The sequence below is a fragment of the Microcoleus sp. ARI1-B5 genome (genome assembly GCF_036705795.1).
Taxonomy (GTDB): Bacteria; Cyanobacteriota; Cyanobacteriia; order Cyanobacteriales; family Microcoleaceae; genus Microcoleus.
Genome location: NZ_JAUBVK010000002.1, coordinates 1 through 14,578, shown reverse-complemented (window position 1 = coordinate 14,578; position 14,578 = coordinate 1). Strand labels below are relative to the sequence as shown.

Genomic DNA, 14,578 nt, shown 5'->3' with positions numbered 1-14,578 from the left:
AGGTCGAAAATCGAGAAATCTCGCCATTAATCGCTGAATAGATAGGCGACCGTTTTCTGTGTTAACTGATACCCCAACTTCGCTCAAAAGCCCGCTCTTTCGGTGTCCCTTACGCCAAATTTATTATGTCATCAGTTAAACAGCTTGCTGTCCGAGGGGCAGTATGGACGATTGCTAGTTATGGGCTCAGTCAGGTGCTGCGGTTAGGCACTAACCCGATCCTGACTCGCCTGCTAGTACCGGAAATGTTTGGTCTTATGAGTCTCGTCTACGTATTCATCACGGCTGTGCACCTGTTCTCAGACCTCGGTATCGGTACTAGCGTCATCCAGAACAAGCGCGGGGAAGAGCCAGATTTTCTCAACACTGCCTGGACTTTGCAGGTCTGTCGCGGCGTGATTCTTTGGTTCTGTACGCTTTTGCTGGCCTGGGCAATTGCCCAGTTATACCAACAGCCTCAGTTCCTCTGGTTAATCCCTGTGGTGGGTTTGGGGACGGCGATCTCCGGGTTCAATTCAACTTCGGTGTTCACGCTCAACCGGAATATGGCTTTTGGTAAGCTAGCAATTTTTGAGTTGTCGGGACAGTCGATCGGGATTGTGGTAATGATTGTTTGGGCTTGGTTGAGTCCGACCATCTGGGCGATATTGATGGGTTCCTTTGCGTCACAAATTCTGCAATTGGTCTGGAGCCATTATTGGAATTGTGGTTCCCCTAACCGCTTCATCTTGAATCAAGAGGTAGTTAGAGAAATTCTGTCTTTTGGAAAGTGGATATTTGTTTCAACAGCTTTAACATTTTTTGCTGAGCAAGCCGATCGGCTGATTCTGGGAAAATTACTGACATTGGATGTGTTGGGCGTTTACGGCGTTGCTCTCACGCTTGCTGACATACCGCGCTCTGTCACTTTAGCCCGCTCGTGGCAAGGTGATGTTTCCGGCTATTACCAAGTTGGTTGACCAGCCTCGCGAGATACTTCGCGCTAAAATCCTCAAAAATCGCCAACCGATCCCGATCGCATTCGCGGCTGGCTTAGCACTGTTGCTTAGCTTTGGGGATGTCGCGATTAAGATATTGTATGACGATAGGTATATTCAGGCTGCTTGGATGTTGCCGATCCTAGCTCTTGGCATTTGGCCTCGCGTACTCTGCAATACAGGAATTGAGTCAGCTCTGTTTGCGCTCGGGAAGATTCAATATCCAGCTTTCGGCCAATTCTTGCGCTTTATTTGGACTAGCATTGGATTGTGGGTAGCATTTTCCATCGCAGGACTGCCCGGAGCGATCGTCGCAGTTGCCCTGAATGACCTTGGCTTGTACGCTGCAATTAGCTACGGTCTCTGGCGTGAAAAAGTGAATTGTCTGGTGCAAGATATTCAAGCTACACTTCTGCTTTTAGGATTGCTGGCAGCCGTGGTGGCAGCTCGCTACTTTTTGGGGTTTGGTCTTCCTATAGATTTACTACTTCAGAAATACTCCTAAGATTGAGCGCTCCTCCCACTTCCTCAATAAGTTCAGGGCCTGGATGCCGCGCTGATATTCGCTGCACTTATCGATCTCCGGTAGAGACGCGCTCGCACGGCGCGTGGGACGATCGATCGCACGCGCGAAATTTGGGGGGCATCCGAAACAGCCTAATCGTTGATTTGGGCAGCGTCACGGCCGTCGCCCGACTAGCCGGGGCACTCCCTCGGAGAAGTACCGGGGACGGACTGCCTGGTTCGAGATGTAGTGGATCGCGATCGCATCGGGAGAATTCGTCTCCTCTCCCATCTGGTACAAAGGCGGCAGTTGATTCCACCCGAACTCCCCCGCCATCAGCGCCAGCAGGGTCTGCTCTGCGAAATAATGGGCGCGCCATTCGGGCCTGTAGGCCCGCAGCATCCGCTCCATGAAGCGAAACTGTTCGTCCCCAAATTTGGGCAGAACCACCAGGCCGCCGTTGAACCTGGATTCAATGCGAGTCCCGCACCGCGCCTCCATTTCCTTGACCGGAGCGCATACCGTCACCCAGTCAAATTCGTCGCGGAAACTCGTGAGGGCGGGGCTGTTTTTGGCTGCTGCGCACTGTTCGAGAACCTCAGTCGGGCGATCGAAGACCAGGACATCGGAGTCTATACCAACCACTACTCGCGCCTGCTCTGACATATGGGAAGTAAGAAGTCGCGAACCGAAGAAGTGAGTGTGGAAGAAGCGGCGCAAGAATTCAAACTCGCTCCCGACTAACCGCTGCTCCACCAACCGCTCCGCCTCTTCAGGCATGATGAATCGGACGTGCGGAAAGAACTTCCGAAACCGCAAGACATCCTCCGGGGCGATCGAACCGTCCGATTGGATCGCCGGGGTTATCTTGCCCTCCCCCCATCGCAGCAGGCTCCACAAGCTCCAGATTCCCATCGTTACGCTGGAATGACTGCAGAGCATATGAAGTTCGATATCTGATTCCACAGGAGTATCGATCGGATTGAGGACACCCTCGGACGCCAGTTGGTCGAGCAGGTTGCCCGCCCAACGATTCAGACTATCGAGCCGCCATTTGTAGCGGACTTCCCGATGTCCGCCGTCCAACAATACGTACTTTGTATCCGAGCTGCTTGCGAATCCTGTGCAGAAAGTTCTGGGGAGAAGGGGTCGCGTTCATCCTCTTTAATGGCTCCAGGCGCTTTACTGAATACCAGCTTAGATTGCTGTGACGATCGGTGTTGCAAAAAAATTCACACTCATCTAAGGCTCAAGGGGTGGGAGTGTTAATTACTCATTATCAAGCTACATTACCTGTTCGACTTCAGCAATTTCAGGGATGGCTTCGCGCAGGCGGCGTTCAATGCCCATTCTCAGGGTCATTGTGGAACTGGGGCAAGAGCCGCAAGCTCCTTGCAGTCTCAGGTGCACGACTGGGCCGTCGATTTCTACGAGCTCGACGTTGCCGCCGTCGGATATCAGGTAGGGGCGCATTTCATCGAGAACTTGTTCGACGTTATCTCTGGTTAGTGCTAGTGTCGTCATATTTTGCCTCTGTGATGATTTCTTGCAGTTGATGAAAGTTCGATCGTACCGTTACTTGCGGCTAAATCAAGTTTAGCCCGATACATTAATCGCAAAACCCGCTTTCAGCAAGAAAACGGATTTTGCAATTAATACCAGTTCCCAAAAGTAATGCAACTTTAGGATATTTTGCCAACCCGGGTTGTCATCAGTCATTGCCCATCGAAAATCCCCAATCGAAAATGGTATAACCTTAGACTACTGCTGGTTCTAGCAGTTTGACGTTAGAATAGTTAAACTCGGTTGTTGTCAGTTGACCTTTTTCTTTCGATCGCACTACTTGCTTGGTCATGACATAATAGTCGCCTATCTTGTCAAAGGTATCTTCAAATTCGAGTTCTCTGATGATTTCGTCGGTTTGGGGGTTGCGGAAAACGGCATCGTAGTGGCTGGCCAAAGAACCTTCCGGTGTCTCTAAGCTTTTGTGCGTGTCAATTACGAAAGCCATGCGGCCCATCACCCGGCTGACTTGACAAATTGAGAGACCTCGGATTTTATAATTCGATCCCATTGAGTCGCCTTGCACTAAAATATCCACAGCGTCGGTGCTGTCCTTCTCGCCTAGGGTGAAGCTATTTTTGCCGTGAGATTTTTCAAATGATGAGCGCTTGCGGTGGGTAACAATGTCCCGCATTTGGGTGTAAACGCTCTGCTTTACTTCCTCGTCTGCAATGCCCGTGACTTCCACGCTCATGTCTGGTTTGATAGAAACATGACCCGTATATACTTCGTCGCCCTGTTTGAGCTCAATATCGGCACTGTAACCGGGAAAGTTGGCATCCCAGGTGTAGCGGTGTTCGTAAGCAGCGCGAAACAAATCGCGAGCGTTGGCTGGCTCTGTCATAAATCCCTCTTTCTCTTGACACCCATCTAGTTTAGCTTAACCGCTCCTGTGTCCTGCATTCACCGCATAGGCGGGTTGCCGACTCTCGCCCGAGCACTGCTACCTCGGGTGCTGCTGGGCTGGCAATGCGATCGCCACAATAATTTAATTTCTGTGTCGGTTGCTATGATCTGAAAATAAAGTGACGAAATGGCAGGTGATTAAGATCGCGGTCGATCGCCAGATAGTCGTCTTAGTTATGGGTTATCTTAAAAAAACTTGTGTCCGCTTTTTAGAATTTGCACCTGTGGCAACTATCAGATTCCCCCATTAATAAAATGCTAGAAACAGTCTATAAATACTTAGAAATCTTGCAGGAACAAGCTAGCAAGTTGCCACCACCGCAACAGGCAATTTTAACAAAAACTGTGGCAGATTTATCAAATTCTTTGCAGTCCATGGCAGCGGGCCGCCAGTTTGAAAGCGCGACAAATAACGCGGCAAAGCTGGTTGAACTCGAAAAATCAAATCGCCTCTTGGAACGCACAGTCGCGCAGCAAGCATCGCAACTCAGAAAGCTACAGGAGCAGTTGAACCAAGAAGTCAGCCAGCACCGCAGAGACAATCAAGCATTAACTAAAAGCGAAGCCAAACTGCAAGCTCTGCTGCGCAATTCTCCGGATCTAATTAGCATTGTCGGCGCCGACGGGCGAGTCCGATACCACAGCCCAGCCCTACAGCGGATTTTGGGTTACAACCCAGAAGAAAGAATTGGCAAGTTTCACGGCGAGTTAATCCATCCAGACGATTTGCTGGCTTGGCAGGGGTATTTTGGCAAGTTGCTAGAATATCCTGGAGTTGGGGGGCCGATCGAATATCGGAAACGCCACGCTGACGGTTCTTGGATCTACTTGGAGGCGATGGGCAACAGTTTGCTTTACGATTCTAGCGTGCAGGGAATCGTAATTAATTCGCGGGAAATCGGGGAACGCAAGCAAGCACAAATCGCAGTCCGAGAGTCGGAACTGCACTACAGAGTTATGTCGCAAATTACTTCGGATTTTGCCTATTCTTTTAAGGGACTGCCAGACGGCAAGTTTGCCTGCGAGTGGGCGACAGAAGCTTTTGAGCGCTGCACTGGCCGCGTTCCTCAAGAATTAGAATCGTTTGGTTGGTGGAACTCCGAACTGGTTCATCCCGACGATAGGGAAATATTAATTAAACAATTAGAAGGCTGTACTTTCAGCCGCACGGGAGCCAATGAGTACCGCATTATCAATCAAAAAGGTGAAGTGCGCTGGGTGCGGGACTGCTGGCAAGCGGTGTGGGACCAAACTGAAGGACGGGTTGTCCGTTTGTGGGGCGCTTGTCAGGAAATTACCGCTAGCAAGCAAGTAGAATTGAAACTGCAACTCGTTAACCAAGTAATGATAGCGCAGATGGCATCGGCGCCGCTGGCGATTAACTGTACCACCAATGACGGCAGTACCGTTGTCTGGAACCGCGCCGCCGAACAACTTTTTGGCTGGACTGCGGCTGAGGTTTTGGGGCAACCTTTACCGAATATTCCTGAAGGCAAAAAGCAGGATTTTTACGCGCTGCTGAAGTCTGCGGGTAATGGCAAACTGCAAAACGGTTTGGAATTGTCTTTGTTGAAAAAAGACGGTAGTTCGATCGATGTTTGGCTTTGGGCCGCACCCGTGCGAGATGCAGGCGGCGAGACACTCGGCAGTATCAACATATTTTCTGACCTTTCAGAACGCCAGCGCATAGAGGAGGAGCGCCAAAAACTAGCAGCGCTGAAAAATATGGAAGAACCTTTTTGGGCGCGCTATGTCAGCCCTGCAAAAACCAAGAAAAAAAATGGCGATACGTAATTCTCTCAAGCACAAGTAAAAAATATTCAAAGTGCGAAACTGCAATCTTCTGCTGGCGAGATCGTTTCCGGTAAAATAACCTATTTGATAGGGGTGGTTCGAGCGGACATAATATGATAAATACACCCCGACACTACGTTTAGTAGTTGGTATGCTGTGCTGCACAAAACCCTAATAACATAAAAATAATTGAGTAACCAGCCACTGAATTTATTCATGGAATCTATAGATGCAAGTGTCTGATTTTCCAGGCAGAAGAGTTGCCTCCAGGGTAAATATTCGACTTTTTGAATGCGGGGCTGGCCTCTTTACTTGTGTCCAGATTCCTCCTTACTCCTGAGAGTGTCTAACTCTGAGTGAGTCTGGCAAGCTTCACTTAACTGAATGTAATCTAAGACATTACCAATTACCTTAGAAAGGTGGAGAGCCGAACGGTGAGCTTCTTCGATAAAAGCTCTCTCCTCTATTGGATCGTCCGCCATATCATCTACAGTTAGTTGAAGATAGCCGATGATGTGATTTAGGGGAGTGCGAATCTCGTGGGATGCGCTCAATAAAAATTGCTTTTTGAGCTGGGATAGTCCTTGTAGTCGCTGGCTGTTCTGTTGATAGAGGGTGGCAAGGGCGATCGCACTTCCGACTTGATCGGCAAGTTCTTGTGCGAATTCGATTTGGCATTCACTCCAAGCTCGATCGGCATTACCCTGCGCCGACGATTCGCCCTCGCACCGATGCAAGCTAATTATGCCGTTAGGTTGTTCTTGATAAGCAGTAGCAACCACTAGCACCGACTGCCGCTCAAAAAGATCGTCGGCTTTAAAGGACTCTATTACTACCGGTTCGAGGGTAGCCAGAGCTTGAATGAAATGAGGTGCTGCTGTGAGCGAGATTTCCATTCCCAGCATTGGTAGAAATGGTTCTTGGCAGTATTCAGCAGCCACTTTGACTTGCAGGCTAGAACTTGGATAGGGACAAATGATGCAGCGGCTGACGCCTAGTGTGTGTCCCAGAGTGTTAACTGTTTGCTGCCAAATGGTATCGAGATCCAAAGTTCGACGAATCTTTCTGCCAATTTGGAGTAAAAGTTTTTGCGATTGAGCTGATATTTGCTGATTCATAGCAACCCTTTTCTACGAGACTGGCAAAAGTTTACCACCCCGCCAACAGAGCAGGAATTTACTGCATTTGCCAGCAGCAGGCTGTCCTACTTGGGACTTACGTAATTACACTTAAATTTTGCCACACTCAGTCAAAGATTACTAAGTAGTCCCGGTGTCTTTACAATATCTTTATGATTCTCACATAGAACAGAGAGTGTCAAGTTTTATTAATAATCCTTTACATTAGGGATTTGGAAGCTGAATCAGTGGTATGAGTTAGCATTAAGTTATTGTAAAGTCGGCGATTGGCGGGGGTTTACTCGGCGGTGTCAGCCCCCAGGGGACAGATAAAGATTAGGTGTTATCCCTAACCCTCCGAATGCCACTGATGCTAATTCTGCGTGGGGTCTGGAAGTGGCGGGGGCGCTCGGTCTGAGTCCAAAACACCTAAGGAGGGAGTTTGGCAGCGGATAAAGTAAAAATTGATACTGTGAACGGTATATAACTCTGTTAATAGGAAAATTGCCAATTATCGATGACCTTTATTCACGAAACGGAAGTCATGGATACACTGATATAGCAATTCTTCAGTGAGTGGGTACAGATTGGGAAAAAGGTAATTGGTAATTGGGAAAAAGGTAATTGGTAATTGGGAAAAAGGTAATTGGTAATTGGGAAAAAGGTAATTGGAATTGGGAATTGGGAATTGGGAATTGGGAATTGGGAATTGGGAATTGGTAAGACAACTGGCGAGTACAGAAGAGAAAGTTGAGAACCGCTACCGCTGTTTTTTACCTCTTCCTGATTCCTGATTCCCTCTTGCTTCTTCCTGAGAAGCTCGGACTTGTGACCTCGGACTTCTGACTTCAACATCGATCCGTTAAATCTGTTAAATCCGTCAAATCCCTTACACTGCTTCGTTGCCGCACTTCCTTTAACGTCCCGATGACAAATTACCGATGACCGATAACAGATGACAAATTACCGATGACAAATTACCGATGACCGATAACAGATGACAAATTACCGATGACCGATGACCGATTACCGATAACCGATAACCGATAACCGATAACCGATGACCGATGACCGATGACCGATTACCGATGACCGATGACCGATGATTAATTTTTAAAGAGGGGTTCTTGATAAAGCGCCACAGTAAAAGTAACAGTAGATCCGAGTCCTTCCCCCATACTGTAAAAATTTACGGTACCCCCCATTGCTTCTACCAGTTTTTGAGAAATAGCCAATCCCAAACCGGTGCCGCCGTATTGCCTGGTACGAGCGCCGTCCACCTGAAAAAATGATTCAAATAATTTATCTTGCTTGTCGAGAGAAACCCCAATGCCAGTATCAGCGACTCGGATTTTGACGATTCCGGGGAACTCCTGGTTTTGAACGGTCACTTTTTTCTTAATAACTTCGGCACTGATGCGAATTCCCCCTTCCGTGGTAAATTTAATCGCATTTCCGGTGAGGTTCAAAATTACCTGAAGCAGGCGTTGGTAGTTGCCGTACACAATAATCTCGTCCTGGGAAGGGGGTGTTTGGATTTGAAATTGCAATCGCTTTTGCTGCACTTGAACCCGCGTAAAATTCTCAACTTGCTGCAACAGTTCGCCGAGTTTGACGGGAGCGAGGTCTAACTCCATTTTGCCAGCTTCGATTTTAGCGATATCCAAAATATCGTTAATCACATTGAACAAGTGTAACGCCGATCGATAAGCTTCTTCGATAAATTGGTGTGCTTCTTGCGGGTCATCTGCCATGCCGTCCATAAGCAGTTTCAGGAAGCCGAGGATGCCGTTGAGGGGGGTGCGGAGTTCGTGAGAAGTATTGGCAAGAAATTGACTTTTAAGTTGGGAAAGAGCGACGGCTTCGGCGCGGGCTTGTTCTAATTCTTGGTAAAGTGTAGCGTGGGCGATCGCGCTGCCGACTTGAGCGACTAACTCGCGGGCGAATTCGAGTTCGACAGCACTCCATGGAGGGGAATTGCCGCAGCGGTGCAAACATATCAGGGCATTGGGTTGGTCTTCATAGGAGGTAGCTGCTACGAGCACGGAATGCCGATCGAACCGATCGGCGACGGGGGAGGCGTAATCGACTGCTACGGGTTTTAAGGTGGCTAAAGTTTGAATCCACCCGGGCTGTTCGGCTGCGCGCAGTTCTAGTCCGAGCATCGAAGAGTAAGCTTCTTGGCGGTACTCAGCTACTACTTTAAAAGTTTTCGATTGGAGATTTTCGATTTGATCGGAGGAAAGCGGGGGCGATCGATCGCTGGCAATTGACTGTTGCAATTCGGCTGCTGGGTCTGGATAATTTTGCTGATTTTCCGGGCCAAGGAATGGGGAGGATTCGAGATTTTCGCGGGGTTTTTTGGAGGAACAGATGATGCAGCGGCTGGCGTTCAAGACTTGACCCAAACTGTTAACCGTTTGCTGCCAAATTGTCTCTAAGTCGAGGGTTTTGTGCAGGTTTTGAGCGATTTGGGAGATGATTTTGCGGTCGATTTCCAAAGAGGGAGAAAGCGCTCTACCGATGAGGCTCGCTGGATACAGTATTTGTTGGCGGGCCTTTGAGGGGGATGGCAAAGCTTTATCGGGCATGAATTCTGGGGAATCTGGCGGCCTGGAAGCGGGTTTGTCAGACAGCAGCCTTCCCATAACTAAGACTTTTGCAGCTTTGCCGTTGGAGTCGATCGCCGGAGTGAGTGTCAAATCGAACAGAAAATATTGTCCGGCGTGGCCAAATGGATAGCTGAACCGTTGCGGGACGAGGGTTTCGAGCACCCGCCGCAGCCGGTCGAGATAAGGTGCAGGGGCGATGGGTTGCAGGGTTTCGCTGAGGGGGCGATCGACAATTTTTTCTGGTGTGAGGTTGTACTGCTCGGCTTTTTGCCAGTAAAAAGATAGATATCGACCCCTTGCGTCTTGGGTAAATACTAATTCTGCCCCTAACTCTTGAAAAAAGGCTGTAGAGGCGAGGCTCGATCGCCGGAAATCTGTGTTAGAGTCCATCAGAGTAGGGGATAAAAGTAGTTCTGATTTTTGAATCTTAAGTTTTTCTAGTAGATGTTGAAGTCAGAAGGCTTTAGTTATCGTCGCGATAGAAGGCTTTAGTTATCGTCGCGATAGAAGCACTCGACGGTATGGGGAAAGAGCCATTAAGAACCGGATGTCGGGCGCGGTTGCTATAATTCTCAACTCCAGCCTCAAAATTGTTTTGGGCTTCGACCGTTAAGTTGTGAGTTATCGCAGAAGGAAGAAGTCCAGCAGGTCGGCGGAATAAGGAAGAAACAATATAAGAGTTCATATTTGGGAAATTAAGAACTTCCTCACCGTCGGGCGCGGTTGCTATCTTAATTAACTAAAAAGTTGTTGTCTTTTTAATTAAAAATTTCACAGCTCGCCACTCACTATTCACAACTTTTTTATGCTTCTACCCTTTCGTTTTGACTTATTAATGAACTAAAAAAATATTAATTATTTAATTCAAAACTCTAGTCTAAACTCACAACTATTTGTGGTCAGCCGTTTTGGGTAATTAACAAATCCAAATTCAGATTTAGGAATTAGTGGTCTGCACAGATTAACGATCGAGTTTGAAAAATCGGCGAAAATTCAAGGCCCGAAACAACTCAAGTCGGGGACGGGCGATTCCCTTCGGGATAGCTTCGCTTCACGCATTTTTGCCGTCACAAGAGAAGAGTTCCCAGGTTGTGAGTTAACCCTGATTGCTCCGAACAACCTGTATTTCGCCCGCGCGATCTGCTGTCCTCTCAAAGCCGGAGATCGCGCGGTCGAAATTTCACAGCCCGCAATTTCACAGCCATGCAGATTTGCGCCCGCCGTCTCGGGGTTTGAGAGGACAGAACATCAGTCGTTCCACTCGCCGCGGGGCGGGACTGGCGGGTTGCGGCGCAAACTCATAGCCTGATCGTCTTCGCGGCGCTCGCCTCTGAGCCACTGCTTGATTGCTGTTTCAATGACTTTGCTGGGGTCATTTGTCAAGTGCTTAATTTGGTCTAGCAGTTCAGAATCTATATGGATAGACAGTTCCACTTTTTCTGACGAACTGTGGGAGGGTATACTTGAGTCGCTCATAGTTAAAAAATCCTAGTTTTAATTCTTAAGTTTCAATTCCTTCTAGGAATTTACGCCTTTTTGTTTTGAAGGAAGTGTTTTGAAGGAAGTGATGGCCGACCTCTAGTAGAGATGCACAGCGGATGAAAACTTATATTTTTTACAGCCTTACCGTCCCGCTTCCGTCATTTGACCAAATTATCTGCTTCTTGTCAAGCGCTAGCAACTTTTCACCAATATTTTTAAGTTGGCTCACGCCCTTTGTAGAGCAACCTGACCCCAAAAATGGATACCGTGCCACGTACAATCGTCGTGAGCCGCCCAAAATTTTAGACCCGAGTTCGTGCTCGCTGATTCACAGCGCTGCTTTGTAAATCTAAAATCGTCAGGGCTCCGTCGGGACTCTCCTGAGCGGCGACTCTACTTAGCGCTGCTTAGGAGAGTCGCGCCGAAGTCTCGCGCCGAGCCGTCTCAAATCGAAAATCTTCAATGCCCCAATCGACTGACTGGGCTGGAGGTTTGAGGACGGATGTTGGCGATCGGCAATATTCCCAACCGTTCAACAGCTTTTTGTATAGCCACAGAGAGAAAAGTTTTTTTCTTGGAGTGCATCTTGGCTGGAGTCAAGGGACGAACATAGCATAAACATAATGGATCTGTCAACCCACCGCCGAGAAAAAATTAAATTCTATTTAAGTCTCTAAATGACTATAAATGATTGTAGATTGAATGAAGTTTTATAATACAACAAAAGTCAATCTTTGGCCGATAGGTTTTATGACAAACGTTCCTGTATCTCGCATTCGTAATTTTTCGATTATTGCTCACATCGACCACGGAAAATCCACTTTGGCCGATCGGCTGTTGCAGGCGACGGGAACTGTGCAAGCACGGGAGATGAAGGAGCAGTTTTTAGACAATATGGATATCGAACGCGAACGTGGCATTACGATCAAGCTGCAAGCGGCTCGGATGAATTACACTGCCAAGGACGGTCAGGAGTACGTGCTGAATCTGATCGACACTCCCGGACACGTTGACTTTTCCTACGAGGTTTCGCGATCGCTCGCTGCTTGCGAAGGGGCGCTGCTGGTGGTAGACGCATCTCAAGGCGTGGAAGCACAAACCTTGGCAAATGTCTACCTTGCCTTGGGAAATAATTTGGAAATTATTCCGGTTCTAAATAAAATTGACCTGCCAGGGGCGGAACCGGAACGGGTAAAAGGGGAAATTGAAGAAATTATCGGTCTGGACTGTAGCGGGGCGATTGAGGCTTCTGCTAAGGAAGGAATTGGTATTGATGAGATTTTGGAGTCGATCGTCGAATTGGTGCCGCCGCCGCAGGATACTGTTGACAAACCGCTGCGGGCGCTAATTTTTGACAGTTATTACGATGCTTATCGCGGGGTAATTGTGTATTTCCGGGTGATGGACGGAAGTGTCAAAAAGGGCGATCGGGTGTTGTTAATGGTTTCGGGGAAGGAATATGTCATCGATGAATTGGGCATCCTGTCACCGACGCAAGTACAAGTAGATGAACTGCACGCGGGGGAAGTTGGTTATCTGGGCGCGGCAATTAAAGCCGTAGCTGATGCTCGCGTGGGAGATACGATTACTTTGGTCAAAAAGCCGGCACCCGAGCCTTGGCCGGGTTATACGGAAGCAAAGCCGATGGTGTTTTGCGGCTTGTTCCCGATCGATGCCGACCAATTTCCCGACTTGCGGGAAGCTCTCGAAAAACTCGAACTCAACGATGCGGCGCTTTCTTACGAACCGGAAACTTCGAGCGCGATGGGATTTGGTTTCCGCTGCGGTTTCTTGGGTTTGCTGCACATGGAAATCGTGCAGGAAAGATTGGAGAGAGAGTACAATTTGGATTTGATTGTTACGGCTCCTTCTGTGGTTTATCAAGTCACAACAATTAAAGGAGAAGTGCTAACAATTGACAATCCGAGTCACTTGCCAGATCCTCAGTATCGGGACAAAATTGAGGAGCCTTACGTGCGGGTAGAAATGCTGTCGCCGGAAACTTATGTGGGCGCGCTGATGGAACTGTCTCAAAGTCGGCGGGGCATTTTTATGGATATGAAGTATCTGAGTCAGGGGCGCACTACGCTGGTTTATGAGTTGCCTTTGGCTGAGGTGGTGACTGACTTTTTCGATCAGATGAAATCGCGATCGCGCGGTTATGCGAGCATGGAGTATCACCTGATCGGTTATCGCGAAAATCCGCTGGTGAAACTGGACATTTTAATTAATGGCGATCCGGTTGATGCTTTGGCGATGATCGTACACCGGGATAAGGCTTACAATGTGGGCCGCGGGTTGACGGAAAAACTCAAGGAGTTGATTCCCCGCCACCAATTTAAGGTGCCGATTCAAGCGACAATTGGCGCTAAGGTGATTGCGAGCGAGCATATTCCGGCTTTGCGGAAAGATGTGTTGGCGAAGTGTTACGGCGGCGATATCTCGCGGAAGAAGAAGTTGCTGCAAAAGCAGGCGAAGGGTAAGAAGCGGATGAAGTCTGTGGGTACTGTGGATGTGCCGCAGGAGGCTTTTATGGCTGTGCTTAAGCTCGATCGGGATTCGTGATGCGTGTAGGGGCGATCGCAGGGGCGATCGTCCCGATCGTCTGTTTCCCATTTAAATTCTATATTTGGGACGGGATCGCGTGCCCATCCCACAAGAAAAAGCAATTGTGGGACGGGCTCGCGTGCCCGTCCTAGCTTTTGGACGCACGGGTGGCCAGAAACCGGGTTTTTTTACGAAAATCCAGAGGTTCGAGTCCGTAGAATTGGTAAAAACCCGGTTTCTTTGGTTTGGGAGTGCGATCGCCCTAAAGAGCGAGCAAGCCAGTTATAATTAAGGCATAATTGTTACTTGAATTTACTCTTATGAATACTCAAATATTACTAAAACCCTCGGCAAAATTAGGTGATTTTTCCTTGACAGTCCTCATAGAAGAAACAGAGGGAAAGTATCAGGCGATCGTGTTGGGTTTGCCCGACTGTAAAGCCCAGGGGAATACTCGCTCCGAGGCTATTACTAATATTAGCAGAGTTTTGGGCGATCGGTTAGCAAAAGCCGAACTCATTTCTCTGGAAATTCAACAACAAAAAGCGGATGTTCCCGGTTTGACAGTCCTCATGGAACAGGAAACAGAGGGAAATTATCAGGCGATGGTTCTAGGTTTGTCTGACTGTAAGGCTCAGGGGAATACTCGCGAAGAAGCTCTTGCAAATATTAGCAGCATTTTGGGCGATCGCTTAGCAAAAGCCGAACTTATTTCTCTGGAAATTCAACAGCCAAAACCAGAGCATCCGTGGATGAAGTTTGCTGGTATGTTCAAAGACGATCCGCAATTCGATGATATGCTGGAAGATATACAAGCTCTTCGTCGCGAGCGAGATGCAGAAATGGAAGAGTATTACCGGAAACTGGATGCGGAGGAAGCAGTTAAGTGAGTTTGTGGGTACTCGATACAGATCATGTTTCACTTTTTCAACAAAATCATCCTGTTGTAATTGAACGAATTAATGCCGTCAATCCTGAAGATATTGGTGTTACCATCATTAGACATCTCCCAAAACTCGCAAAGCTTATCTGGGAAAGGCTTTGCGAATTATAACTTCTCAAAAATCTCTACCT

The 14,578-nt window shown here is 48.2% G+C and carries 13 protein-coding genes; 7 read left to right on the top strand and 6 right to left on the bottom strand.

What is annotated here, in order from left to right:
• The first annotated feature begins 125 nt into the window (after positions 1–125).
• Both QUB63_RS02865 and QUB63_RS02860 read left to right on the top strand, forming a co-directional pair.
• Positions 126–959, top strand: coding sequence for an oligosaccharide flippase family protein (locus QUB63_RS02865; protein WP_332943284.1), 834 nt, complete (start codon positions 126–128; stop codon positions 957–959).
• Positions 931–1,482, top strand: coding sequence for a hypothetical protein (locus QUB63_RS02860; RefSeq protein ID WP_332943283.1), 552 nt, complete (start codon positions 931–933; stop codon positions 1,480–1,482). Before QUB63_RS02865 ends, QUB63_RS02860 begins: the two co-directional genes overlap by 29 nt.
• 174 nt (positions 1,483–1,656) lie before the next feature.
• Here the strand turns inward: QUB63_RS02860 and QUB63_RS02855 are convergent, their stop codons facing one another.
• The 3 genes from QUB63_RS02855 to QUB63_RS02845 form a co-directional block, all read right to left on the bottom strand.
• Positions 1,657–2,571: a hypothetical protein gene (locus tag QUB63_RS02855; RefSeq protein WP_332943282.1), complete on the bottom strand. Its 915-nt coding sequence runs from the start codon at positions 2,569–2,571 to the stop codon at positions 1,657–1,659.
• A 195-nt stretch (positions 2,572–2,766) separates the two neighbouring features.
• Entirely contained in the window at positions 2,767–3,006 is a 240-nt protein-coding gene (locus QUB63_RS02850; protein ID WP_332943280.1) for a NifU family protein, read from the bottom strand.
• Between the two features lie 232 nt (positions 3,007–3,238).
• A complete protein-coding gene (locus QUB63_RS02845; RefSeq protein ID WP_332943279.1) occupies positions 3,239–3,889 on the bottom strand; it encodes a DUF3386 domain-containing protein in 651 nt (216 codons plus the stop codon).
• Positions 3,890–4,206: 317 nt separating this feature from the next.
• Here QUB63_RS02845 and QUB63_RS02840 point away from each other — a divergent pair, with 317 nt between their 5' ends.
• A complete protein-coding gene (locus QUB63_RS02840; RefSeq protein WP_332943278.1) occupies positions 4,207–5,745 on the top strand; it encodes a PAS domain S-box protein in 1,539 nt (512 codons plus the stop codon).
• A gap of 308 nt (positions 5,746–6,053) precedes the next feature.
• On the opposite strand, the gene QUB63_RS02835 is transcribed toward QUB63_RS02840, so the two are convergent.
• The gene (locus QUB63_RS02835) at positions 6,054–6,863 is read right to left on the bottom strand and encodes a sensor histidine kinase (RefSeq protein WP_332943277.1); all 810 of its coding nucleotides are present in this window, start codon (positions 6,861–6,863) and stop codon (positions 6,054–6,056) included.
• 668 nt (positions 6,864–7,531) lie between these two features.
• On the opposite strand from QUB63_RS02835, the gene QUB63_RS02830 reads away from it, so the two are divergent.
• Positions 7,532–7,657, top strand: coding sequence for a hypothetical protein (locus QUB63_RS02830; RefSeq protein WP_332943276.1), 126 nt, complete (start codon positions 7,532–7,534; stop codon positions 7,655–7,657).
• A 312-nt stretch (positions 7,658–7,969) separates the two neighbouring features.
• Here the strand turns inward: QUB63_RS02830 and QUB63_RS02825 are convergent, their stop codons facing one another.
• Positions 7,970–9,865, bottom strand: coding sequence for an ATP-binding protein (locus QUB63_RS02825; protein WP_332943275.1), 1,896 nt, complete (start codon positions 9,863–9,865; stop codon positions 7,970–7,972).
• Positions 9,866–10,723: 858 nt separating this feature from the next.
• A complete protein-coding gene (locus QUB63_RS02820; protein WP_332943274.1) occupies positions 10,724–10,951 on the bottom strand; it encodes a type II toxin-antitoxin system CcdA family antitoxin in 228 nt (75 codons plus the stop codon).
• Between the two features lie 756 nt (positions 10,952–11,707).
• Between QUB63_RS02820 and lepA the strand changes: the two genes are divergently transcribed.
• The 3 genes from lepA (at position 11,708) to QUB63_RS02805 (ending at position 14,394) form a co-directional block, all read left to right on the top strand.
• Positions 11,708–13,522 (top strand): translation elongation factor 4, encoded by a 1,815-nt coding sequence (gene lepA / locus QUB63_RS02815; protein ID WP_332943273.1) that lies wholly within the window; start codon positions 11,708–11,710, stop codon positions 13,520–13,522.
• A 79-nt stretch (positions 13,523–13,601) separates the two neighbouring features.
• Positions 13,602–13,796: a hypothetical protein gene (locus QUB63_RS02810; RefSeq protein ID WP_332943271.1), complete on the top strand. Its 195-nt coding sequence runs from the start codon at positions 13,602–13,604 to the stop codon at positions 13,794–13,796.
• Between the two features lie 28 nt (positions 13,797–13,824).
• Positions 13,825–14,394: a type II toxin-antitoxin system HicB family antitoxin gene (locus QUB63_RS02805; protein ID WP_332943269.1), complete on the top strand. Its 570-nt coding sequence runs from the start codon at positions 13,825–13,827 to the stop codon at positions 14,392–14,394.
• Positions 14,395–14,578 lie beyond the last annotated feature (184 nt).